General features: G+C 63.9%; 19 protein-coding genes. 4 read left to right on the forward strand and 15 right to left on the reverse strand.

The genetic code is table 11. The features are described 5' to 3' along the window. Positions 1-50: 50 nt before the first annotated feature. Both IAE24_RS16675 and IAE24_RS16680 read right to left on the reverse strand, forming a co-directional pair. Entirely contained in the window at positions 51-1,229 is a 1,179-nt protein-coding gene (locus IAE24_RS16675) for an aminotransferase-like domain-containing protein (RefSeq protein ID WP_034398011.1), read from the reverse strand. Between the two features lie 234 nt (positions 1,230-1,463). Then, on the reverse strand, positions 1,464-2,066 hold the full coding sequence (locus IAE24_RS16680) for a LysE family translocator (protein ID WP_043822593.1): 603 nt from the start codon (positions 2,064-2,066) through the stop codon (positions 1,464-1,466). Between the two features lie 247 nt (positions 2,067-2,313). Here IAE24_RS16680 and IAE24_RS16685 point away from each other — a divergent pair, with 247 nt between their 5' ends. After that, the gene (locus tag IAE24_RS16685) at positions 2,314-3,765 is read left to right on the forward strand and encodes an aminotransferase-like domain-containing protein (RefSeq protein ID WP_034398015.1); all 1,452 of its coding nucleotides are present in this window, start codon (positions 2,314-2,316) and stop codon (positions 3,763-3,765) included. A 213-nt stretch (positions 3,766-3,978) separates the two neighbouring features. On the opposite strand, the gene IAE24_RS16690 is transcribed toward IAE24_RS16685, so the two are convergent. The 9 genes from IAE24_RS16690 to motA all read right to left on the reverse strand — a co-directional run bounded on the left by IAE24_RS16690 (position 3,979) and on the right by motA (position 13,773). Beyond that, positions 3,979-4,692 carry an RNA polymerase sigma factor FliA gene (locus tag IAE24_RS16690; RefSeq protein WP_012202528.1) on the reverse strand — a complete coding sequence of 238 codons (714 nt, stop codon included), beginning with the start codon at positions 4,690-4,692 and terminating at the stop codon, positions 3,979-3,981. Between the two features lie 5 nt (positions 4,693-4,697). Further along, the gene (locus IAE24_RS16695) at positions 4,698-5,579 is read right to left on the reverse strand and encodes a hypothetical protein (protein WP_192368758.1); all 882 of its coding nucleotides are present in this window, start codon (positions 5,577-5,579) and stop codon (positions 4,698-4,700) included. Continuing rightward, positions 5,572-7,227 carry a flagellar biosynthesis protein FlhF gene (gene flhF / locus IAE24_RS16700; protein WP_199961737.1) on the reverse strand — a complete coding sequence of 552 codons (1,656 nt, stop codon included), beginning with the start codon at positions 7,225-7,227 and terminating at the stop codon, positions 5,572-5,574. The genes IAE24_RS16695 and flhF overlap by 8 nt, the downstream gene beginning before the upstream one ends. Further along, positions 7,224-9,323, reverse strand: coding sequence for a flagellar biosynthesis protein FlhA (flhA, locus tag IAE24_RS16705; protein ID WP_012202531.1), 2,100 nt, complete (start codon positions 9,321-9,323; stop codon positions 7,224-7,226). Before flhA ends, flhF begins: the two co-directional genes overlap by 4 nt. Further along, entirely contained in the window at positions 9,320-10,495 is a 1,176-nt protein-coding gene (locus IAE24_RS16710; protein WP_013800346.1) for an EscU/YscU/HrcU family type III secretion system export apparatus switch protein, read from the reverse strand. The genes flhA and IAE24_RS16710 overlap by 4 nt, the downstream gene beginning before the upstream one ends. A 219-nt stretch (positions 10,496-10,714) precedes the next feature. After that, positions 10,715-11,329 carry a protein phosphatase CheZ gene (locus tag IAE24_RS16715; RefSeq protein ID WP_012202533.1) on the reverse strand — a complete coding sequence of 205 codons (615 nt, stop codon included), beginning with the start codon at positions 11,327-11,329 and terminating at the stop codon, positions 10,715-10,717. A 10-nt stretch (positions 11,330-11,339) separates the two neighbouring features. After that, a complete protein-coding gene (cheY, locus tag IAE24_RS16720; protein WP_012202534.1) occupies positions 11,340-11,726 on the reverse strand; it encodes a chemotaxis response regulator CheY in 387 nt (128 codons plus the stop codon). Between the two features lie 124 nt (positions 11,727-11,850). Next, entirely contained in the window at positions 11,851-12,888 is a 1,038-nt protein-coding gene (motB, locus tag IAE24_RS16725; RefSeq protein ID WP_199961738.1) for a flagellar motor protein MotB, read from the reverse strand. Positions 12,889-12,912: 24 nt separating this feature from the next. Next, a complete protein-coding gene (gene motA, locus IAE24_RS16730) occupies positions 12,913-13,773 on the reverse strand; it encodes a flagellar motor stator protein MotA (RefSeq protein ID WP_012202536.1) in 861 nt (286 codons plus the stop codon). Between the two features lie 318 nt (positions 13,774-14,091). Here motA and IAE24_RS16735 point away from each other — a divergent pair, with 318 nt between their 5' ends. Together IAE24_RS16735 and IAE24_RS16740 are read left to right on the forward strand one after the other, a co-directional pair. Then, positions 14,092-15,738, forward strand: coding sequence for an O-linked N-acetylglucosamine transferase, SPINDLY family protein (locus IAE24_RS16735; RefSeq protein ID WP_199961739.1), 1,647 nt, complete (start codon positions 14,092-14,094; stop codon positions 15,736-15,738). Positions 15,739-15,743: 5 nt separating this feature from the next. Then, positions 15,744-16,970 carry a DegT/DnrJ/EryC1/StrS family aminotransferase gene (locus tag IAE24_RS16740; RefSeq protein WP_199961740.1) on the forward strand — a complete coding sequence of 409 codons (1,227 nt, stop codon included), beginning with the start codon at positions 15,744-15,746 and terminating at the stop codon, positions 16,968-16,970. A 325-nt stretch (positions 16,971-17,295) separates the two neighbouring features. Here the strand turns inward: IAE24_RS16740 and IAE24_RS16745 are convergent, their stop codons facing one another. From IAE24_RS16745 to IAE24_RS16760, 4 genes are all read right to left on the reverse strand, one after another. Beyond that, entirely contained in the window at positions 17,296-17,697 is a 402-nt protein-coding gene (locus IAE24_RS16745; RefSeq protein WP_233630774.1) for a hypothetical protein, read from the reverse strand. A gap of 70 nt (positions 17,698-17,767) precedes the next feature. Then, positions 17,768-18,493: a class I SAM-dependent methyltransferase gene (locus IAE24_RS16750; RefSeq protein WP_199961742.1), complete on the reverse strand. Its 726-nt coding sequence runs from the start codon at positions 18,491-18,493 to the stop codon at positions 17,768-17,770. A gap of 11 nt (positions 18,494-18,504) precedes the next feature. Continuing rightward, positions 18,505-19,521 (reverse strand): ATP-grasp domain-containing protein, encoded by a 1,017-nt coding sequence (locus tag IAE24_RS16755; RefSeq protein ID WP_199961743.1) that lies wholly within the window; start codon positions 19,519-19,521, stop codon positions 18,505-18,507. A gap of 115 nt (positions 19,522-19,636) precedes the next feature. After that, complete coding sequence (locus IAE24_RS16760; protein ID WP_199961744.1) at positions 19,637-20,890, reverse strand: flagellin; 1,254 nt, start codon at positions 20,888-20,890, stop codon at positions 19,637-19,639. A 379-nt stretch (positions 20,891-21,269) separates the two neighbouring features. Between IAE24_RS16760 and IAE24_RS16765 the strand changes: the two genes are divergently transcribed. Next, positions 21,270-22,163: flagellin N-terminal helical domain-containing protein (locus tag IAE24_RS16765; protein WP_199961745.1), on the forward strand; the 894-nt coding region annotated here is incomplete at its 3' end.

The raw sequence follows: 22,163 nt of genomic DNA on the forward strand, positions 1-22,163 counted from the left end.
TGCGAAGCAAGTAGAGAGGGGGAAGCGGCGCTAGCCGCTCAGGGGGTGGTTTACATCGTGGAGCGGATGGCGTCGGCCAGGGCGGCGATGCCCTTGTCGATCTGCTCGGCCGACACCGTCACGTAGGACAGGCGCAGCGTGTTGGCCTGGGGCTCGTCCGCATAGAACGGCGCGCCGGGCACGAAGGCCGTGCCGCGTTCCACGGCGGCGGGCAGCAGCTTTTGCGCATCCATGCCCTTGGGCAGGCGAACCCACAGGAACATGCCGCCCACGGGACGGGTCCACTGCACGTCCAGGCCGGCCATTTCGCGTTCCAGCGCGGCCAGCATGGCGTCGCGCTGGCGCTTGTACATGGCGCGGATGGTGGGCACATGGCGGTCCAGGAAGCCGTCCTTGATGACCTCGGAGACCACGCGCTGGTTGAAGCCCGGCGTGTGCAGGTCGGCGGCCTGCTTGGCCTGCAGCAGCTTGTTGTAGACGGACTTGGGCGCCACCAGGAAGCCGATGCGCAGCCCCGGGGCCAGCACCTTGGAAAACGAGCCCAGGTAGATCACGCCTTCGGGGTTGCGCGCGGCCAGCGGCAGGGCAGGGGCCTGCTCGAACCACAGGTCGCCGTAGGGGTTGTCCTCGATCAGCGGGATGTTGAGTTCGCGCGCCTTGTCCACCAGGGCCTGGCGGCGTGCCTCGGCCATGGTGCGGCCGGTGGGGTTCTGGAAGTTGGGCAGCACGTAGGCCAGGCGGGCCTTGTCGGCGCCGGTGCCGGCCTTGGCGGCGAAGTCCTCGACGAGGATGCCGTCGTCATCGCTGTCCACGCCCACGGGAATCGGTTCCTGCGGTGCAAAGGCCTGCAGCGCGCCCAGGTAGGTGGGCTTTTCTACCAGCATGCGGCTGCCACGGTCCAGGAAGACCTTGCCGATCAGGTCCAGGGCCTGCTGCGAGCCCGTGGTGATCAGCACCTGGTCGGGGTCCACTTCCCAGGGCAGGAAGTCGGCCACGGCCTGGCGCAGGGGGGCGAAGCCCTCGCTGGTGGCGTACTGCAGGGCCGAGGCGCCATCGCGCTGCATCACGGTCTGGCAGGCCTGGGTGAACTCGTCCAGCGGGAAGGCCAGCGGCGAGGGCAGGCCGCCCGCCATGCTGATGATGCCGGGACGGTCGGTGAGCTTGAGGATTTCGCGGATGGCGGAGGGGTTCATCTTGGCAGCACGGTCTGCCAGCGTCCAGGTCGTCATAAAAAAAGCAGTTCCAGGTCTTTGCGGTGCCCGCCATGCGGGCGGGCTGGTATGGATTGCCATGCCGTCGTGGGGCATGGGCCGGCCGCATGTGAAGAGCGAAGTGCGGATAGTGCGCTCGCTCTTGCGCCGGCAATGAGGGTATTTTGTCGCGGGCGTGAAGGGTCTGCGCATCCTCCCTTCAATAGCTGGGCAGGCCAGTACGGCCTTTGCCTGGGCGTGGGTGGAGGACCCTCATGCGGCCACCATCCATATCGCCGTCAGCGCCAGCATGGTCGCCATGGCACGGTTGAACCACAGCAGCCTGCGTCCCTGGGCCAGCCAGTGGCGCAGCAGTGCGCCCACGCAGGCATACAGCAGATTGCTGAAAAAGGCATAGGCGGCCATGACGGGCAGCACCACGGTCAGGCGCTCGGTCAGGTCGTCGCGCCCGGCCAGCCAGCCGGCCACGATGGCCAGGGCCAGCAGCCAGGCCTTGATGTTCACGAATTGCAGTCCCACGCCCTGCCAGAAGCCGACCTGCAGCTGCTGCGGCGATTGCAGCGAAGCCATCTGCGCGCTGCGGCTCAGGCGCCAGGCCATCCACAGCAGGTAGCCGATGCCGGCGGCCTTGACCAGCCACAGCAGCAGCGGCGCCGCGACAATGGCCGCGCCCACGCCAGCCGTGCTCAGCACCAGCAGCACGCACCAGCCCACGGGTACGGCCAGGACGAAGCGCAGCGCCGGGCGCAGGCCGTGGTTGGCGGCCAGGGCCGTGGACAGCGTGGTGTTGGGACCGGGGCTGAAGCTCATGGAAGCGGCGAGCAGCAGCAAGGCGGTGAGTTCGGACGGTGGCATGAGGCGATGGCCCCGAAGGTCTCCATACAGGCGGCAGGGGCTGTTGGGGAGGAGGGCACGGCAGGCCTTCTCCGCAGCACGAATGCATGAAATATAGGTGCAAGACCTGTACAGTGCCAATACAGTTGGACCCTCAATTGCATGTTCTGTATTGGTGCCTATCCCGATACAGTGACTTTCTGGTGACCCATTCACAGCCGTTTGCAGCCGTTTGCAGCCGTTCGCACCCGTTCACACCCGTTTCCGTATGACCGTTCCCCTCTCGCGGCTGGCGCCGCAGACCCTGAGCACCCAGCTGGCCGAGCGCCTGGGCGAGCGCATCCGCATGCGGCTGCTGCCTGCGGGCGCACGCCTGCCTTCGGTACGCGAATGCGCGCGCCAGCAGGGCGTGAGCACGCACACGGTGGTGGCCGCCTATGACCTGCTGCAGGCCCAGGGCCTGGTCGAGGCGCGGCCGCAAAGCGGCTTCTTCGTGCGCGACTTCGTGCAGGATGCGCCGCTGCTGCAGCCCGAACAGGCCCGTGCCGTCCCCGCCGAGGAGGCCCCTGGCGTGCCCAAAGGCACGCGCATCAATGCCTCCATGCTGGTGCGCGGCATGTTCCACCAGAGCGTGGGCGGCAGGCCGCAGCCCGGGGCGGGCGTGCTGCCGGCCGAGTGGCTGGAGGCCGGCTTCCTGGCGGCGGCCATGCGCAAGGCCTGCTCGGGCAAGTCCCTGCATGACTCCTGCGTGGGCTACGGCGACCCGCTGGGCGACATCGGCCTGCGCGAGGCGCTGTCGCGGCGCCTGGCGCGCCTGGGCATTGCGGCGGCGCCGCAGCACATCATCACCACCATGGGCGCAACGCATGGGCTGGACGTGGTCAGCCGCGCCCTGCTGCAGCCGGGCGACCCGGTGATGGTGGAGGAGCCCGGCTGGGCCGTGGAGTTCGCGCGCCTGGCATCGCTGGGCATGCGCGTGCTGCCCGTGCCGCGCGGCCCCGACGGGCCGGACCTGGCCGTGATGCAGCGCTACTGCGAAAGCTGCGCACCCAAGCTCTACGTCAGCGTGAGCGTGCTGCACAACCCCACCGGCTACAGCCTGTCACCGGCCAGCGCCCACGAGGTGCTGCAGCTGGCGCGGCGATTCGGCTTCTACGTGGTGGAGGACGATACCTATGGCGAGATCGCGCCCGACCACGCAGCGCGCATGACCGTGCTGGACCGCCTCAGCCACAGCATCTATGTGAGCGGCTTCGCCAAACTGCTGGCGCCCAACTGGCGCGTGGGCTACCTGGCGCCCCCGCCCGCCCTGGTGGAGCGCCTGGTGGACACCAAGCTGCTGTCCACGCTCACCACCCCCTCGCTGATGGAACGCGCCCTGGCCCACTGCATGGACCAGGGCCAGCTGCGCCGCCATGCCGAGCGCCTGCGCCAGCACCTGGCCCAGGCCCGCATGCGCAGCGTGGCACTGGCCCAGCAGGCCGGCGCCCGCTTTGCGGCCGAGCCGGCCGGCATGTTCGGCTGGGTGGACACCGGCGTGGACACCGAAACCCTGGCCCAGCGCCTGCTGGACGCCGGCTACTTCATCGCCCCCGGCGCCATGTTCCACGCGGGCCGCCAGCCCAGCACCTGCATGCGCATCAACTTCGCCACCACGCAGGAACCCGCCTTCTGGCGCATCTTCGAGCGCGAAGTCCAGGCCATGCGCGGCAGCGCATAGAAAAGGGAATGGGGCAGGGAAGGGAGACGGCGGAGAAGATCGGCATCGCCCCGCAAATCCAGATCAGACCAGGCGCACGGCGCCAAAAACCGGCGAGGCCCAAAGCGAGGGACACCGAGCAAGGGCCGCCCCGCCGCGAGGGTGTCGTCCCCCTCCCCCGCGAAGCGGGTAGAGAGGGGGAAGGCGCGTCAGCGCCTCAGGGGGTGCCCCCAGTCAATGCGCCCGCATCTTCGTACGCAAGCGCGCAATCGCCTGGCTGTGCAGCTGGCACACGCGCGATTCGGTCACGCCGAGCACGGCGGCGATTTCCTTGAGGTTCATGTCGTGCTCGTAGTACATGCCCATGATGTACTGCTCGCGCTCGGGCAGGGCCTTGATGGCTTCGACCAGGGCCACGCGCAGGCGGTGGTCGCGCAGCAGCGCAAAGGGATCGGCGCCGCTGTCGGCCACGTGGCGCTCGAGGAAATCCTCGCCCTCGTCGCCGCCCGACATGTCCTCCAGATACACCAGCTGCGTGCCGCGCACCTTGCCCAGCAGCGACTGGTAGTCGTCCAGGTCCATGCCCAGTTCGTCGGCGATCTCGGATTCCAGCGGCGTGCGCCCCAGGCGCTGCTCCAGGCGGTGCAGCGCGTGCTCGATGTCCTTTTGGCTCTTGCGCGAGCTGCGGCTCATCCAGTCGCCTTCGCGCAGCTCATCGAGCATGGCGCCGCGGATGCGCTGGCTGGCGAAGGTCTCGAATTGCACGCCCTGCTCGCTCTCGAAGCGGGACAGGGCTTCGGCCAGGCCGATCATTCCGACCTGTATCAGATCATCAAGCTCCACATTGGGAGGCAGCTTGGCGATCATGTGCAGCGCGATCCGGCGTACCAGAGGTACATGCCGACGGATCAGTGCATCGCGGTCGAGTTGGCCTTTGGCGGTGTACATGGCAGTCAGTGGCTCCAGGCATGGGATGCGGGCAGCGGCGCGAAGCCGGCGGCCAGATCCTGGCCGCCATGTGGCAACACGCTGCCCGCATGGTTGAGCAGTTGCAGCGCCAGGCGCTGCAAGTCCGGTGCATGGTGCAGGCGCACGGGCAGCAGTCCCGGCGCATGGCCCAGGTGGCGCTGCGCGCAGCGCATCAGCGCGTCGATCTGCGATTGCAGCTGCTGCGCATCCTCGGCCTGGCTGCGGGCGCCGGTCTGTCCACGGCGCCAATCGTAGCTGGTCACGCCCAGGTCATCAGCGCTGGGCAGCAGCGGCGCCAGCAGGCAGCGCAGACCGGCATGCACCGCCAGCTGCTTGAGCTGGCGGTAGCAGCCCAGCACGCGGGTGCCTTGTTCGGGCAGCACCATCAGCGGGTGCACGGCCTGGCCGGCCAGGTTGCTGGCCAGCGTGTCGGCATTGGCATACAGCATGACGATGGCGTAGCCGCGCACGTGGCGCTGCAGCCATTGCATGGGCGTCATGCCGGCCTGGCGTGCCTGCTGGGGCAGCAGATCCAGGCCCTGGCGGGCGGGCAGCACGGCCACCGAGCTGTGGCGGGGATCGGGGTGCAGGCCGGTACGGGCCTGCCAGGCGCTTTGCTGCAGCAGCTGCGCCAGGCCCGGTGCATCCGCGGACTCGCCCTGGCTGGCGTCCAGCACCAGAACGGGCAGGCCCAGGCGCTGCAGGCTGGCGCAGACCGGCCACAGCAGGGATTGTTCGGCCTGGCCCTGCGGGTCGTTGGCCGTGTCGCGCAGCATGGCCAGCACACGCAGGCCCATGGGAGCGGCGGCGCCGGGCTGGCCGTGCAGGCCCAGGCCCTGGTGCAGCTGGGGGAAGGTTTCAAGCATGGTGGATCTCGCCTTCCGTGCTGGGGCTGGACGGGGTGAAGAAGAAGTCCAGGTCCAGCGCCTTGGGATCGAAGGCCGAGCGGGTGGCGGCGCGCATGGAGGCGGAGACCAGTTGCTGCGCATCGGCGCGTTCCCAGTCTTCGGGCACGCGCTGGCCGTTGGTCACGCCGCGCAGCTGCATCTGGTGGCGGATCAGTGTGTCCACCGAAGGGCCCAGCTTCACGGCCTCGTCCACCTTGGTGAGGATGGCCTGGCTGGAGCCGCGCGCCTTGAAGGCCTGCATCACATCGTCCAGCGCATCGCCCTGGCCGGCCGCGTTCACGGCCAGCAGTTTCTGGATGCCGGGCAGGTCCAGCAGGTCGAGGATCTCGTCCTTGCGCGGATCGCGCGGGGCCACGCCCGTGGTGTCGATCAGCACCAGCTGCTTGTTGGCCAGCAGGCCCAGCAGGTCCTGCAGCGCGGCGCGGTCATGGGCCAGGTGGGCCACCACGCCCAGCATGCGGCCGTAGGAGCGCAACTGGTCGTGGGCGCCGACGCGGTAGGTGTCCAGGGTGATCAGGCCGACGCTGGCGGCGCCGTACTTGGCGGCGCACAGGGCAGCCAGCTTGGCCGTGGTCGTGGTCTTGCCCACGCCGGTGGAGCCCACCAGGGCGAAGACGCCGCCTTGCTCGTACAGCGGGGCCTCGTCGGCGTCGGTACGCAGATTGCGTTCCAGCACCTGCATCAGCCAGCGCACGGCGTCGCCGGCGGACAGGTCCTGGGGCATGTGCTCGACCAGGGCGCGGGCCAGCACGGGGGAGTAGCCCGCGCGGATCAGCTTGTGCGTGAGGTTGGCGTGGATGGGGTTCTGGCGCGTCTGGCCCAGCCAGGTCAGGGTGTTGAAGCGCTCTTCGATCAGGTCGCGCACGGACTGCAGCTCATCGCGCAGTGCCTGGGAGGCCATGGTCGGTGCGGGCTCGCTGCGCAGGGTCTCGCGCAGCGGCGCTTCGGCGCTGGCGCGCAGCGGGTTGTGGCGGGCCACGGAAGGCGCAGGCTGTGCCTTGAACGGCTGCTGTGCAGCCGTGGGCGCGGCGGCCGGTGCTTCGCGCAGGGCGTCGCCCAGGCTGCGGCGCTGGGCAAAGCTGGGCAGCGGCTCGTCAACGCCGGCCTCGTGGCGGCGGCGCAGCATGCGTTCGCGCACATAGTCCTGGAAGGACAGGGTGCTCATGGCCAGCTGTTCGGTGTCTTCCTGCACGCTTTGGCGCAGGCCGGCCGGCTCGGCACCTTCTGCCGACAGCGAGGCCGCCTGCGAGATGGCCTGCGCAATCGCCGACGACGTTGCCTGGGAAGCACGCGATGGAGCCGCCTGAGCGGCCTGCAGTGCCGGCTGCGCCGTGCGTGGCTGGGTCTGCGCCTGGATCAGCTTGGCCTGCACCTGCGGGCGCAGGCCCGTGGTTTCCTCTGCAGAGCGGCGCTCGATGGCCTGCTGCAGCGGCGTGCTGCTGGCAGCGGCCTTGCTGTGCTCCAGCGTGTCCTCGGCCGTGGCCATGACCTCGACGCCATCGGGCGTGTTGCGGTTGGACAGGATCAGGGTGCCCGCTCCGAAAGCCATGCGCGCCTTGGCCAGGGCCTCGCGGGAGGTGGGGGCGTAGAAGCGTTTGATGTTCATGCGGATGCACCTTTAAGAATCGAGCCGATGCGGATGGTGTGCGTTTCGGGGATCTCGCTGTGGGCGAGAACCTGCAGACGCGGCGCCACGCGACGCACCAGGCGGGCAATGGAATTGCGGATGGAATCGGGAACCAGCAGGCAGGCAGGCAGGCCCAGCTCTTCTTGCTGGTTGGCCATGTCGGCCGCCTTCTGGGTGAGGATCTCGGCCACGCCGGGATCCAGTGAGGGGGAGCCGGGGTTGGACAGGGCCTGCACCAGCAGGCGTTCGAGTCCGGGCTCGATGGCGATGACGTTCAGCTCGCGGGTCGGGCCGTAGATCTGCTGGACGATGGACGGCGACAGCGCAATGCGCACGCGGCGGGCCAGCTCGACAGGGTCCTGCGTGGTCGAGGAGTGCTCGGCCAGCGTCTCGATGATGGTGCGGATGTCACGCACGTGCACCGAGTCTTCCAGCAGCAGCTGGAGCACTTTCTGGAACGTCGTGATGGACACCATTTTCGGAATGACTTCTTCGATCAGCTTAGGAGCCAGTTTGGCCACATGCTCCACCAACTGCTGCGTCTCGGTACGGCTGATCAGCTTGGCGGCATGCACTTGCATCAAGTGTGACAAATGGGTGGCCATCACGGTTTCCGAATCAACCACGGTAAAGCCTGCCATTTGTGCCGCTTCCTTCTGGCGTTCGTCGATCCAGTGGGCGGGCAGGCCGAAGGCCGGGTCGGTGGTCTGGGTGCCGATCAGCGGGGTGCTGATGCCGCCCGGATTGATGGCCAGGAACATGCCGGGGAAGGCCTCGCCCTCGCCCACCATCACGCCGCGCAGGGTGATGCGGTAGGCGCTGGGCTTGAGCTCCAGGTTGTCGCGCACATGCACGGCCGGGGGCAGAAAGCCCACTTCCTGGGCGAACTTGCGGCGCACGCCCTTGATGCGGGTCAGCAGGTCGCCCTGGCGGCCCTTGTCCACCAGGGTGATCAGGCGGTAGCCCAGCTCCAGGCCGAGCAGGTCCACGGGCTGCAGGTCGTCCCAGGTGGCTTCGCCATCGCTGGGCGCGGCCACGGGTGCGGGCGCCTGGGTCTGCTGGGAGGCGCGTTCCTGCTGGCGGCGCGAGAGCATCCAGGCCAGCCAGCCCAGCAGCGCGCCCGTGCACAGGAACACGACGTGGGGCATGCCCGGAATGACGCCCAGCAGGCCCAGCACGCCGGCCGTGATGCCCAGCACCTTGGGCGACATGAACAGCTGCTGCGCGATCTGCTGGCCCATGTCGGTTTCCTTGCCCACGCGCGAGATCACCATGGCCGCGGCCACCGAGATCAGCAGACCGGGGATCTGCGCGACCAGCGCATCGCCCACGGCCAGCAGGATGTAGCTGTCTGCGGCCTGGCCGGCCGACAGGCCGTGCTGGATCATGCCGATGGCGAAGCCGCCGATGATGTTGATCACCAGGATCAGAATGCCGGCGACCGCGTCGCCGCGCACGAACTTGCTGGCACCGTCCATGGAGCCGAAGAAATTGGCCTCTTCCTGCACCTCGGCGCGGCGGCGCTTGGCTTCCTTTTCGTCGATCAGGCCGGCGTTCAGGTCGGCGTCCACGGCCATCTGCTTGCCGGGCATGGCGTCCAGGGTGAAGCGGGCCGAGACTTCGGCGATACGCTCGGCACCCTTGGTGATCACCACGAAGTTGATCACCACCAGGATGGCGAACACGATCAGGCCGACGGCGAAGTTGCCGCCGATCAGGAAGTGGCCGAAGGCCTCGATCACCGCGCCGGCCGCGCCGGGGCCGGTGTGGCCCTCCAGCAGCACCACGCGGGTGGAGGCCACGTTCAGCGACAGGCGCATCAGCGTGGTCAGCAGCAGCACCGACGGGAAGGCCGCGAAGTCCAGCGGCCGGATCATGTAGGCCGCCACCATCATCACCATCAGCGCCACGGCGATGTTCAGCGTGAAGAAGGTGTCCAGCAGCCACGGCGGAATGGGCAGCACCATCAGCGCCAGGATGGCCACCACCAGCAGCGGCGCCATCAGGCCCTGAGCGAACTTGGCGTTCTCGCTCGACCACATCGATTGCAGGGATTGGAGCGGATTCGTCGTCATGGAGCAGTACCTTCAGTGGTCGCGGCGGCGCCTGGCGCGCGGCGGCCCTGGTGCGGATCGAGTTCGGCGGGCACGACGGGTTCGCCGAGATCGCCAGGCATGGGGCCTTCGCCGCGCAACGCGGCCTTCAGGCGGTAGACATAGGCCAGGACCTGGGCCACGGCCGTGTACAGCGCGGCGGGAATGGCCTGGTCCAGGTCGGCGTGCGCGTACAGGGCGCGCGCCAGCATGGGGGATTCGAGCACCGGGATCTTGTGGGCGCCCGCGACTTCGCGGATCTTCAGCGCCACCAGGTCCGTGCCCTTGGAGATGACCTGCGGGGCGGCCATGGTCTTTTCGTCGTAGCGCAGGGCCACGGCGTAGTGCGTGGGGTTGGTGACCACGAAGTCGGCGCGCGGCACGGCGTTGACGCTGGCGCGGTCGGCGATCTCGCGCTGCTTCTGGCGGATCTTGCTCTTGATCTGCGGGTTGCCGTCGGATTCCTTGTGCTCCTGCTTGACTTCCTCGTGGCTCATCTTCAGGCGCGACTTGAACAGGTAGGCCTGCAGCGGCACGTCGATCACGGCCATCAGGAACACCACCAGCAGCAGCAGGGCGACGCCGCTGGCCAGCCATTGCCCCGTCATGGACAGCGCCATGGCCGAGGGCTGGGAGGAGATGGCGGCGATCTCGGCGAGATGGCCGCTCAGGAACTTCCAGGCCACGAAGGAGAGGATGGCCGTCATCACCACCATCTTCACCACGGTCACCATCTGCTGCTTGGAAAACAGGTTGGTCAGGCCCGACAGCGGATTGAGGCGGTTGAACTGCGGTTGGATGGGCTTGAGGCTCAGGATCCAGCCGCCGGCCAGCATGCCCGACACCAGGGCCGCACCCGTGGTCACGGCGGCAACGACCAGGGAAATCTTCAGGCCCAGGCTGCCCATGGACAGCATGCGCTCCATCATCAGGGCCGGCGTCTTGGCCGTGTGCGCGTCGAAGGCCAGCTGCTGGGCCAGTGCCATGCGCAGGTGCTGGATCAGGGGCTCGGCGCCCATCAGCATCATCAGCGCGCCCGTGCCAAGGATGGCCAGGTGCGACAGGTCCCGAGAGCGCGCACCCTGGCCGTCAGAACGCGTTTTCTGCAGTTTGCGTTCGGTGGCGGGAAGGCTTTTGTCTTGGCTGGAGTCCATGGCGCAATGACGGAAGGATTTGCGTCATTGTCGGAACAAGCCAGGCAGGCGAAGCCCCGATAAGCGGGGCTCAAGCGGCGCTTATGTGCTGTCTGCACAAAGGGAGGAACGGCAGCCGCATGGTGCAAGGGCGCCGCGAAGATGGCAGTCAGCCCCTTGCGCCCAAGCGAAAGGGGCTGCCGTGCAATGAGAGGGGAGGCGCCGTGCGCCCCCCGGTGATCAGAATCCCAGGCTGGCCAGGAGATCGTCCACCTGGGACTGCGAAGTCACCACGTCGGGCGTCTTCTCGGGATCGACCACGGGGCCGGCGAGGTGCTCCTTGGGCTTTTCCAGGGGCTCCAGCGCCGTCTGCTGTGGGTTGGGCGAGGTCTGGATGAGCAACTGCACCAGCTGGTCCTCCAGATCGGCGGCCAGCGAGACCACGCGGGCGATGACCTGGCCCGTGAGATCGTGGAAGTCCTGGGACATCATGATCTCAGTGAGGTGCTCGTCGGCCTGCTGCGTGCCCTGCTCGACTTCCTCCAGGAAGTTCATCACCCGGCCCTTGGCCACGGCCGCCACGGGGTCCTCGACCATCTGTGCCCGCATGGCGCGTACACGCTCGGCCAGCCGGTCCTGCTGGACCTTGGCCAATTCGACGCGGTTCAGAACCTTCTCGGCGGCTTCTCCGGTCAGCCGCGCAATGTAGGAAAGGCGGCTTTGCGCGTCCGGCAGCTCTCCCATGCTGCCGCGCAATCGGTCCGCATAGCCCAGCTCGTTGAGCGAGTCATGCAGCTGGCGCGTGAGAACGCCCACCTTGTAGTGGACGCTGTCGGGGACATCCGGGTTGCTCATGGCGCGTGCCCTACAGGCCCAGCTTTTTGAGGATCAGGTTGACTTTCTCTTCCAGCGTGGCCTTGGTGAAGGGCTTGACGATGTAGCCTGCCGCGCCGCCCTGGGCCGCTGCCACGATGTCCTCCTTGCGTGCCTCGGCCGTCACCATCAGCACGGGAAGGTGCTTGAGTTTGTCGTCCTGCTTGATTTCGGTGAGCAGCTGGAAGCCGTTCATGTTGGGCATGTTGATGTCCGTCACCACGAAATCAAACTTGCTGTTGCGCAGCTTGTGCAGTGCCACGACGCCGTCTTCGGCTTCATCGGCTTCGGGAAAGCCGCTCTCCTTGAGCAGATTGCGCACGATGCGCCGCATGGTGGAGAAGTCGTCAACGATCAAAAAACGCAGGGCATTAGCCACGTGAGGCCCTTTCGGTCGGTAGGTGCTCGGTACTGGTAAGAATCCGCCGCGATGGTAACAATATGAAACCTTCTTGGCGCAATGTGGGAATTTTCCTGCTTTTCGGCAGCATCGGGCGCAAACCTTAATTTGTTACACGATCAGGTGACGCGGGCGCAGACGGGGCAGCTGCAGGCAAGGTGGCGGCGGGCTGCGCAGCGGTCTCGCCGGTTGCGGATTCGGTGGTGGCCGCATTCGCCGTGCCGCCATTGCCGCCGGCCAATGAGGGCGGCAAGGCGTTGCGTGTCACAGGTCCGCGGTGGCCCAGCAGGCGCTTTTCAGCCTCCTGCGTGAGCACGGTGATGGTGATGCGCCGGTTCTGCGGGGCACGCGGATCATCGGGCAGCAGCAGGTCGCTGCTGGCCAGGCCCGTGATGCGGGCCAGCTGGTTCAGCGGCATGCCGGCCGCCACCAGCTCGCGGCGCGAGGCGTTGGCACGGTCGGAGGACAGCTCCCAGTTGCTGTAGCCGCGGTCGGCATTGCCGTAAGGGGCGGCATCGGTATGGCCGGACAGGCTGATGCGGTTTTCCGCGCCCGCCAGGGCCGCGCCCACTTCGCGCAGGATGTCGCGCATGTAGGGTTTGACCATGGCGCTGCCGCTGTCGAACATGGGGCGGTTTTGCTCGTCCACGATCTGGATCTGCAGGCCGTCGGGCGTCACGTCGGTGCGGATCTGCGAGCGGAATTCGTTGAGGCGCGCATTGCTGGTGATCATCGCGTCCACCTTGGCCTTGAGCGCCTTGATGCGGTTGGAATCCACCTGGGCCTGGTCAGCGCGGCCCGCATCGACGCTGGTGCGCCGGTTGGAGCTGTCCGCCGCCTCCGAGCGCCGCACCTGGCCGTGCACCTTGGCCAGGTCGTTGCCGCCGCCGGGAATCACGCTGGAGCTGTTGCCCGCACCGTCGCCGCCGGCCATCGCCACCTTCAGCGGCGAGGAAAAATACGCCGCAATGCCCTGCAGCTCGCCCTTGGCCGTGGAGCCCAGCAGCCACATCAGCAGGAAGAAGGCCATCATCGCGGTCACGAAGTCGGCATAGGCGATCTTCCAGGCACCGCCGTGGGGTGCATGCGCCGTCTTCTTGACGCGCTTGATGATGATCGGCTGTAACTTTTTCTCTGCCATGGCTTGACGCTGCTGGACGCAGGATTACTTCTTGCCCTTGACGTGGGTTTCCAGTTCAAGGAACCCGGGACGTTCGGTGGAGAACAGTACCTTGCGGCCGAACTCGATGGCCGTGGCGGGGTTGTAGCCCTGCATGCTGGCCAGCAAGGTGGTCTTGATGCACTCCAGTTCCTTGGCAGCATCCTGGGCGCGTTGCTCCACCAGGCCGGCCATGGGCTCCACCAGCGCATAGGCCAGCAAAATGCCCAGGAAGGTACCGACCAGGGCCGAGGCGATCATGCCGCCCAGCACGGAAGGCGGCTGGCCCACCGAGCCCATGGTGTTCACCACGCCCAGCACGGCGGCAATGATCCCGAAGGCGGGCAGGGCGCCGGCCAGGCGGGTCAACGCATTGACCGGGGCATGCGCTTCGGCGTGATGCGCCTCGATCTCGCTGTCCATCAGCGACTCGATCTCGTGGGAGTTGAGGTTGCCCGACACCATCATGCGCAGGTAGTCGGTCAGGAACTCCACCACATGGTGGTCGGCCAGCAGCTCGGGGTACTTGGTGAAGATGGGCGACTCGTTGGGTGCCTCCACATCGCTTTCGATGGACATCAGGCCCTCCTTGCGGGCCTTTTGCAGAATCTCGTACAGCAGGGCCATCAGCTCCATGAAGCGGGCCTTGGTGTAGCGCGAACTCTTCATCACGCCAGGGATGGCCTTGGCCGTGGCCTTTAGCACCTTGGGCTGGTTGCACACGATGAAGGCGCCGATGGCGCCGCCGCCGATGGTCACCATCTCGAAGGGCAGGGCCTTGAGAATGACCTGGACGTTGCCCCCGTGCAGCACATAGGTGCCGAAGATGCAACCGAAGGCGACGATGTATCCGATGATGACAAGCATGGGAGTGGATTGTGAGCGCGCGCGGTGGCGTCGTTGGGAAGAAAAGCCGGGTGATTGTTTGTTAGATCGGCAGCTTGATGAGGGGATGTAGGGGGAGTTTGCGGAAAAGCCTGGCTGCGACGGCGGGCAGGCTTGTCACGGACACGTCTGATGCGTTCGTTCTAGGGTGGGAATTGCGGGTGTCGTGGCCGCTTATTCGCAGGCTTGATTTATGGGCCCCCATGCTCCAATGGCCGTGCCGCTAAGAGATGCCGGCCGGCCCGGTTGCACTGGCCAACTGTAGATCTCAGGCTCTGAAACCTCCTTTCCCAGCTATCTATGTCCTCCATTCTTTCCAGCGAGAACCCTGAGCAAGCGTCGGACGAGCTTCTCGATCTCCCTCAGATCCACCAACTGATCCACGACCATCAGTTTGTGCAGGCGCTGACGGCCTTGATGCAGCGTGTGGCAAGAGATATGGGCAATTCCAAACTCTGGCTGTTCATAGGGCTTGCCTATACGCGAATGGGCCACTGGAAGCCTGCCATCGGTGCGCTGGAGACTGCCGTACAACTGAACCCCCAGGAAGACCAGGCCAAGATGCTGCTTGCCCTGGCTCTTTTCAGTCTGGGTCGCCAGCAAGAGGCTTGCGACTTGATCGACAAGGTGGTCAAAACTAGCAGCACGAGCCCGCAGTGGATGATGCGGGCCTACTTGCACTCCCATACCGGACGGGATCCCATGAAGGCTTTGGAAGTAGCCCGCGACTGGGGTCGACGCTTTGCCGACCCACTTACGCGGCAGGCCCGGCCTTTGCCGCTGCGTGACCGTAGCCCTCGCAAGAAGCTGAAGATCGGTTATGTGACCGCCGACTTCCGGGAGCATTCGGTGGCATTTTTCATGCTGCCCGTGCTGCGCAATCACGACCACGAGAATTTTGACATTCACGTCTATTACAACGGCCCTTGGGACCATTTCACGCCGCAGCTGCGTGCCTTGGTGCCCCATTGGGAGGATGTGATGGAGCTGTCGGACGAGGCATTGCACAAACGGATCTGCGCCGACGGTATTGATGTGCTGGTGGATCTGTCTGGGTACACCCATGGACATCGCCTTGGTGTCTTCGCCCGACGCGCGGCGCCGGTGCAGGTGACATGGCTGGGATACCTGCAGACGCTGGGCATGAAGGCCATGGACTACCGGCTGGTTTCTCCGGACATGGTCCCAGCGAGCCAATCCTCTTTCTATGCGGAGAAACTGTTCCAGCTGCGCTATTCGTCCAGCTACGCACCTCCTGCCTATGCCCCCCTATGCGAGCTGCCACCGATGCTGCGCAACGGCTATCCCACGCTGATCTCGCTGAACAATTCTGCAAAGATCACAGACGAGATACTGGCCGTTTGGGCGCGCATTCTCGAGATGCGCCAGGACGCTCGTCTGATCATCATGGTCAAGGAGTCTGACGCCAACGCAGCTCAGGCCGGCATGCAGCCTCGCGTGGAGGCGGCAGGAATGCCGCTGGAGAGGGTGTCTGTGCTTCACCAGCAGCCGTTGAACCAATTCATGGAGCTGGGACATATTGCCGACATCATGCTGGACACCGCCCCCATTTCCGCAGGGACCACGGCCTTGCATGCATTGTGGATGGGGCTGCCCATCGTCACCATAGATGCCCAGCGAGGTGTCGATGCTTCTGGTGCAAGGACATTGCAGGTAGTCGGTGCAGGGGGCGAGATTGTCAAGGACAACGAAGCTTATGTTCAGGCGGCGCTGGCTCTCATGGATGACCCGCAGCGCCTGCAGGCGATGCGCAAGACCATTCGTGAACAGATGCGCGGCTGCGGCTACATGGACTATGCCTCGCGGACGGCTGATCTGGAAAAGGCGTTCCGCCTCATGTGGCTTAACTGGCTGCGTGGAGACCGCAATTCCTTGAGCGTGGACGTCGATCTTGACGCCCTGGTGCAGGAAATCGAAAAGGAGTGATGACCATGTCCGCTACCGGCTTGAACGATTGGGTACCCCTTCTGCGTCCTGAGCTTCCCAGCCCGCAAATGATGCTTCCGTGGCTGGAGCGCATGCATGCGGCACGGCAATACTCCAATTTCGGTCCCTTGGTGCAGGCCTTGGAGTTCGAGTTGGCCGGCCACTTGGGAGTTGCAACGGCCCAGGCGACCACGGTGGCCAATGCCACGCTGGGCCTTGAACTGGTGCTGCAGGCGCTTGATCTGCCGCCGGGGTCGCGGGTGCTGCTGCCGGCCTTTACCTTCGTCGCCACCGCCACGGCTGTGTTGCGTGCGGGCCATGTGCCCGTGCTGTCTGACGTGGACGCAGACAGCTGGATGCTTACTCCCAGCCTGGCCCGGCAAGCCTGCGCGCAGACACATGTGGACGCAGTGCTCCCGGTGGCGGCCTTCGGCATGCCGCATGACATGGCTGAATGGCAGTATTTCGAACAGACGACTGGGCTGCCTGTGGTCGTCGATGCGGCCGCAGCTTTCGGCAGCCAGCAATTGAACGGAGCACAGGGCACCTTGGTGTTCAGCCTGCACACCACCAAGAGCCTGCCCGCTGGCGAGGGTGGCTTGATCGTCTCCACCAAGCCAGGCTTGGCCAAACGTGTGCGCCAGCTTTCGAATTTCGGCATCAATCTTGATTCGGGCTCCAACGTGCCTATTGGGGCGTTGACCCTTTGCGGCTCCAACGCAAAGATGAGTGAATACCATGCAGCCATAGGTTTGGCTTCGCTACAGACGTGGAGTGGGCAGGCAGCCTCAAGGCGGGCTCTGATGACGGACATCATGGCCGCACTGGATATGGCCAGTGGAGGCCAACTACGTTGGCAGACCCAGGGATCAGGTGGACCCTTGCTCGCACCCACTTCGCTTTGCGTGCGTCTCCCGCAAGAAGCTATGCGCACTCAACTCGAGCGCCTCTGTCTGGAGGCCCGTATCACCACGCGTCGCTGGTATCAACCCTTGCTGCAGCATATGCCGGCGTTGCAGCAGCGCTGCCATACATTGCCTTCGCCAAATGCCTTGGCTATTTCTCAGACCCTGATAGGCCTGCCTTTTTTTCTGGGCATGACGCAAGAACAATTTGCGAGGGTCGAGGAGGTGGTTGGCAGTATTTTTACGCCAGCATCCGTAAGCCATGCAACTCAGGGAGTTCAGAGTTTGGCATCTGTCTCTCTGGCTCAGCCTGGTCGAGTCATGTGATACCGCGCGACATGCGTGCTACGCCTCGTTCCGGACCCTTTTGCGGCTTTCTCGGACACGTGGAAGTGCATAACACGCACTAGGGTGTCTCAAGTGGGCAGACGAGGGCCAAACTGGCCCCCGCTCGTTCTGCCGTATTCTTTTGGATGCAGGCTGATGCCTTGCCTGCATCTCATGGTTCAGGCTTCCTTTTGCGCCTGTTTGTACAAGCTTGTGTGCACCGCGATCATGTCCATTTCATAGCGGTAAAAGACGTATCCCTGATTGAGCAGCTCCGATTGAAGTAAATCGAATTCCTCCGCTTCGAGGTTGACAACCTCGATATTTATTGCGGATGGACGGTACTTGCTGAAATCCAATTGCTTGAATACCTTGTACATAGCGCCTTGGCGTAGGACGGTGGGAACTTTTGCTGTATGCCGTTGTTGTTTTTGTCAAGGGCCATATTGGCTTGGCAGATCAGCACCAGCAGCATTTTCAGCGCCTTGTCCTGATTTTCCTCCAAGCCTGAGGGAGTGCTCAGTAAATGATCCAGCAAGCGGGTGACATCACATGAGCCGGTCTGGACCAGATGCATGATAACGTCCTTGGATATGCCTCCTATGGCCGGGAAGCTGAAATCTTGGCTCAGCGTGTCGCGGTAATATTGGTGCATTGCTCCTGCGGCATACATTGCGTTGTACGGTGCTGCGGAGGGGCAGGGGTGGGATGGGTTCATGCGATTCATGGATGGTTGCCTGCTGGCTATATGCAAAGGCCATCAAGACCTGGCAAGAATTGGACGTAAACCGTGTGATTTAGGCAGCGTGCCTGGGTGTGCCTACACAAAGCAGACGTTCGCTACTGTTCAGGTATTGCATTCCTGAAATCTTCAAGTAACTCCGAAGGAGAAGGGGGTGGGTAATGCCCATCTTGATCAGCCAATCCTCATGGCGGCGCTTGCCTTTGCCTACAGGAATAATCTGCACATCATCACACACCTCGCTCATCAATGCAGTGATGTCTTCCACATGAAAGAATCGCACATCATAAAGTGGATCGTCTTTTTTCAATCTATCGAAATAATCCACGAATTGCCGGTTGTGTGCATTGTGAACAGTTGCAAACATGCGTTTTCCAGTGATGCGTGCTTGTTCTTGGGCAAGTTTCCTGATATTCTCATCAGAAAAAAGTACCCAAAATCCATTGTGATAACTGACATCAAAGAATTGGTTATCAAACGGCATCTCAAATGCACTCATCTGGTGTATTTTCTCTTTAAACTCCGGAAAGTTGGCCTTGGCGCGTTCGATGGATTCTCCAGAAAAATCCATTCCATGGCAGTCCATGCCGGCGCGCCGGAGCGCCGCCATGTCACGGAAACTGCCTGCCGCCATTTCCAAGATTTTTCGCTCGTCCGAGTGCATCAACGCACGCATATAGTGTGCATGCCGGAGATCTTTTTGATAATGGTCGAAAATCGTGGACCACTTGGAATCCCAGGCAGATGCTGTGGATGTTTCGTCAAGGTTCTTCAGCTGCATAGAGGAGAGATTCAGCGGCTTATGGTGGCTGCGTAGTGCCGGGTGATGATCGGAGAGTCCAGCGGTGGAGGGAATTCCTCCAGAGTCTGGGCGTCAGAGGAAAAGCAGGCTAGATGGTTTTTGACCATGTCATAGCCAAACATTCTGCTAAAGCCTACACCGGCGGAGAATCGGGGATTGATATCCATGAGGAGCGAGGAATCCCCGGAAGGCTCTTTTTCTTTGCCGGATGCGTCCGGCCAGAGAAATTCAATGTTGATGCAGCCGTTGGTGTCCAGGCGCTCTGCGACTCTTTGGGCGAGCGCGCACAAGTGAGGGGCTGGCATCATCTGTACCGTGGTGCCTGCGCCGTTTGACGTGCGCAGCAACTCGACTCGGCTGGCGGCGGCCCACTTGCCTGTCGAGCGTTGGCGAACGATATCCACCACGCAGACCCTACCCGCCAGAAGTGGCTGAATGATGTAGGGCTGGCCTTGGTATTTGGTTCGAAAATGTTCAAGGTCGCGGGCATCGTCCAGCCGCACGAGACCTTCGCTGCTTCTGCCCAGGCGTGGCTTTGCAATCAGCGGGAAAGGCAATGCATCTGTTCCCGCATCCATAGGCAGCCAAGTGGGAATCACTGGAATATCACCCGCCTGCACGCACTGCTGGTATGCCAGCCATTTGTCCCGGCAGGCCTTGATGGCATGGGGTGGGGCGATGCACAGGGTGACGCCCTCGGCGGCCATTACCGTCTCGAGGTCCGACAAGACGTCAACTTCAGGATCGGTCAGGGGGAGGATATGCGTGACGGTATGCTCGCGGCATATGCGGAGCAAGGCAGCGAGAAAGGCTTCACGTAGCGAGGCAGGCGGCACCTGATGGAATGCATCCACTAGACAAGAAGCATGAATCCACGCGGCTGGGCTGGCGTTGGTGCCCACGATCGAGCATCCGGGAATGTCGCGAAGCGACGCGATCACCGCAGCGGCTGAGAGCGAGCCGATGGCCGTGACCAGATAGCAGGGTTTTCTTTGTGCGGCGTCCATGGTGTGGGTAAGCCCAGGCGCATGGGCCGTGAGGTCATGACCGCATTTTGGCGACGGATGGACTATTTGCGGCGGTCCGTAAGGCTGGCACTACGGATCCGCCTCTTGCTTGAGATCAGCCCTGCAGAAGCTTCAGAACGTTCTGGGGCAGCTGGTTGGCCTGGGCCACCATGGCCGTACCAGCCTGCTGCAGGATCTGCGTACGGCTCAGGTTCGCCGTTTCCTTGGCAAAGTCGGCATCCACAATGCGGCCCCGGGCGGCAGACAGGTTTTCCACCTGGATGTCGATGTTGTTGACCGCGTTTTCAAACCGCGTCTGCATGGCGCCAAGGGTGGCGCGTGCGCTATTGACCTGATCTACAGCGCTGTCGATCTTTTTGAGCGCGACCCAGGCGCCTGCCTGTGTCGTCACGTCGATGTCTTCAATGCCCTTGTCATCGAGGATGGAAGAGGTAGCCGTACCGCCGGCAATGCTGAGGTCGACTGTAGCCGCGCCCGTCAGCTCCGCAGTAAAGCCGCCAAACTCCACTGCCACGGGTTGACCATTGGCGTCGAGCTTGCCAGACATGATTTCCACTTTGTAGTTTTCGGTGCCATCTATCTTGGTCAGATAGGCCGTGACGCCAGTGTCGGCAGACTTGTTGTTGATGGCCGTCACGATCTGGCCCAGGCGTTCCTGGCGGTTGCTGGCAGGGTCGATCTTCTCCAACGGCACCACGGTGGCGTTGGGTGTCGTGCCTACGGTGACGGATAGAGTGCCAGCGGCAATCGCGTCGTCATAGTCCGAAAGCGTGGTGTTGGCCGTGGTGTTGGTGGTACTGACTGCCGCGGCAGAAGAGGAGGCGAACGACACCGACGACAGTTGGGAAGAGCGTGTGTCTGCCAAGGCGCCCAGTGTCACGTTGTCGCCAGAGTTGGCCCCGACCTGGAATACCGCACCGGCAAAGCTACCGTCCAGAATTTTTCGACCGTTGAAGTTTGTCTGCTTGGCCACTCGGTCGATTTCCGCGGACAGCTGGCTGACTTCGGCCTGCAATGCCTCTCGGTCGCTTTTGCTGTTGGTGGCGTTCGAGGCTTGCACAGCCAATTCACGCATGCGCTGCAGCATGTCGCCTACCTTGCCCAGTGCGCCTTCGGCCGTCTGCGCCAGCGAGATGCCGTCGTTGGCATTGCGTGCGGCCACGGTCAGGCCTCGTACCTGCGTATTCATGCGCTCCGAGATGGCCAGGCCGGCTGCGTCGTCCTTGGCGCTGTTGACACGCAGGCCCGAAGACAGGCGCTGCATGGTGGTATTCAGCGAACTGCCCGAGAGGGCCAGGTTGCGCTGTGCGTTGATCGAAGCAAGATTCGTATTGATAGTGGCGGCCATTGCTGTTTTTCCTTCAGAAAAGGCAGGTTGCATCGCATCGCTACAGAAACCATGAGCACGGATGAGCGACAGGCAACGCTAGCGATGGGCTATTTTTCAACGAGGGGCCTTCGCTCATATCGCAGATAAGCGTGCGTTTTGCCCCTTATTCCCAGGCTTCCGGCGTGTGCCGAAGCCCTGTTCGGCCCATGCCTGCCCTTGCCAACACAAGCAAGGCCCACAAAAGCCCTAAAGAACTCCTGACGCGGCCCGATAACAGCTTTGTACGGGGCAGGCCTGCAGGCGACAAAGCTGGCAGCAGTGCACATAGACACGGCCGCAAGCCCCGGCAAACCAAGCAAATTCTTCATCCTTACCGTCAGTTCCAAAGGACCCGATCATGGCAATGACCATCAACACCAACGTCGTCTCGATCAACGCGCAGCGCAACCTGGGCCTGTCCGGCAGCTCGCTGGCCACGTCCATGCAGCGTCTGTCCTCGGGCCTGCGAGTCAACAGCGCCAAGGACGATGCAGCCGGCCTGGCCATCTCCGAGCGTATGAGCACTCAGGTGCGTGGTCTGGCGGTGGCCTCGCGCAATGCCAATGATGGGATTTCTCTGGCGCAGACGGCTGAAGGCGCACTGGGCAAGGTGGGCGACATGCTGCAGCGCATGCGCGAGCTGTCTGTTCAGGCCTCCAACGCCACTAACAGCAAGAGCGATCGTGAAGCGCTGCAGTCCGAGCTGGTGCAGCTGCGTGACGAAGTGGACCGTGTGGCCAAGACCACCACGTTCAACGGCCAGAAACTGCTGGAAGGCAGCTTCTCTGGGGGCGTGTTCCAGGTGGGTGCGAATGCGGGCGACAACATCACGGTGGGCGCGCTGGCCAACATGAAGGTGGCCGACCTGGGGAATTCCTCATACGCCTCCGGCACTGCCGCCATCACTGGCATTTCAGCGACTGCAGCCGATGTCTCGGTCACCGTGACCGGAAAGCTTGGCAGCAGCACCTTCACCGCAGTGGCCACCGATGCCAACTCCACGGACAAAGAAACCGTGGGCAAAGTGATCGCCGCCATCAATGCCAAGACGGCCGACACCGGCGTGACGGCCTTCCTCAGCGATGACGGCAACACCATTCAATTCCGTGCCGAAGCGGATGCCGCTGGCGATGCCTCCGGCGTGGCTGTCACCATCACTGGCGCCACGGTGGGCGCGATTACGGCAACGACCGCCGCTGAAGGCAAGGGCATAGACAAGGTGGACATCTCCACGCAAGCCGGTGCTTGGGAA

The sequence above is a fragment of the Delftia sp. S65 genome (assembly GCF_016516495.1).
GTDB classification, from domain to species: domain Bacteria; phylum Pseudomonadota; class Gammaproteobacteria; order Burkholderiales; family Burkholderiaceae_C; genus Comamonas; species Comamonas acidovorans.

What these genes read in the sequence shown, in the direction of transcription:
- IAE24_RS16695 (WP_192368758.1), bottom strand. Translation starts at nt 5,579, where the DNA reads ATGCTTGAAACCTTCCCCCAGCTGCACCAGGGCCTGGGCCTGCACGGC.
- IAE24_RS16715 (WP_012202533.1), bottom strand. Translation starts at nt 11,329, where the DNA reads ATGAGCAACCCGGATGTCCCCGACAGCGTCCACTACAAGGTGGGCGTT.
- IAE24_RS16710 (WP_013800346.1), bottom strand. Translation starts at nt 10,495, where the DNA reads ATGGACTCCAGCCAAGACAAAAGCCTTCCCGCCACCGAACGCAAACTG.
- flhF (WP_199961737.1), bottom strand. Translation starts at nt 7,227, where the DNA reads ATGAACATCAAACGCTTCTACGCCCCCACCTCCCGCGAGGCCCTGGCC.
- IAE24_RS16675 (WP_034398011.1), bottom strand. Translation starts at nt 1,229, where the DNA reads ATGACGACCTGGACGCTGGCAGACCGTGCTGCCAAGATGAACCCCTCC.
- motB (WP_199961738.1), bottom strand. Translation starts at nt 12,888, where the DNA reads ATGGCAGAGAAAAAGTTACAGCCGATCATCATCAAGCGCGTCAAGAAG.
- motA (WP_012202536.1), bottom strand. Translation starts at nt 13,773, where the DNA reads ATGCTTGTCATCATCGGATACATCGTCGCCTTCGGTTGCATCTTCGGC.
- IAE24_RS16755 (WP_199961743.1), bottom strand. Translation starts at nt 19,521, where the DNA reads ATGGACGCCGCACAAAGAAAACCCTGCTATCTGGTCACGGCCATCGGC.
- IAE24_RS16745 (WP_233630774.1), bottom strand. Translation starts at nt 17,697, where the DNA reads ATGAATCGCATGAACCCATCCCACCCCTGCCCCTCCGCAGCACCGTAC.
- IAE24_RS16760 (WP_199961744.1), bottom strand. Translation starts at nt 20,890, where the DNA reads ATGGCCGCCACTATCAATACGAATCTTGCTTCGATCAACGCACAGCGC.
- IAE24_RS16685 (WP_034398015.1), top strand. Translation starts at nt 2,314, where the DNA reads ATGACCGTTCCCCTCTCGCGGCTGGCGCCGCAGACCCTGAGCACCCAG.
- IAE24_RS16735 (WP_199961739.1), top strand. Translation starts at nt 14,092, where the DNA reads ATGTCCTCCATTCTTTCCAGCGAGAACCCTGAGCAAGCGTCGGACGAG.
- IAE24_RS16680 (WP_043822593.1), bottom strand. Translation starts at nt 2,066, where the DNA reads ATGCCACCGTCCGAACTCACCGCCTTGCTGCTGCTCGCCGCTTCCATG.
- IAE24_RS16740 (WP_199961740.1), top strand. Translation starts at nt 15,744, where the DNA reads ATGTCCGCTACCGGCTTGAACGATTGGGTACCCCTTCTGCGTCCTGAG.
- IAE24_RS16690 (WP_012202528.1), bottom strand. Translation starts at nt 4,692, where the DNA reads ATGTACACCGCCAAAGGCCAACTCGACCGCGATGCACTGATCCGTCGG.
- flhA (WP_012202531.1), bottom strand. Translation starts at nt 9,323, where the DNA reads ATGACGACGAATCCGCTCCAATCCCTGCAATCGATGTGGTCGAGCGAG.
- IAE24_RS16750 (WP_199961742.1), bottom strand. Translation starts at nt 18,493, where the DNA reads ATGCAGCTGAAGAACCTTGACGAAACATCCACAGCATCTGCCTGGGAT.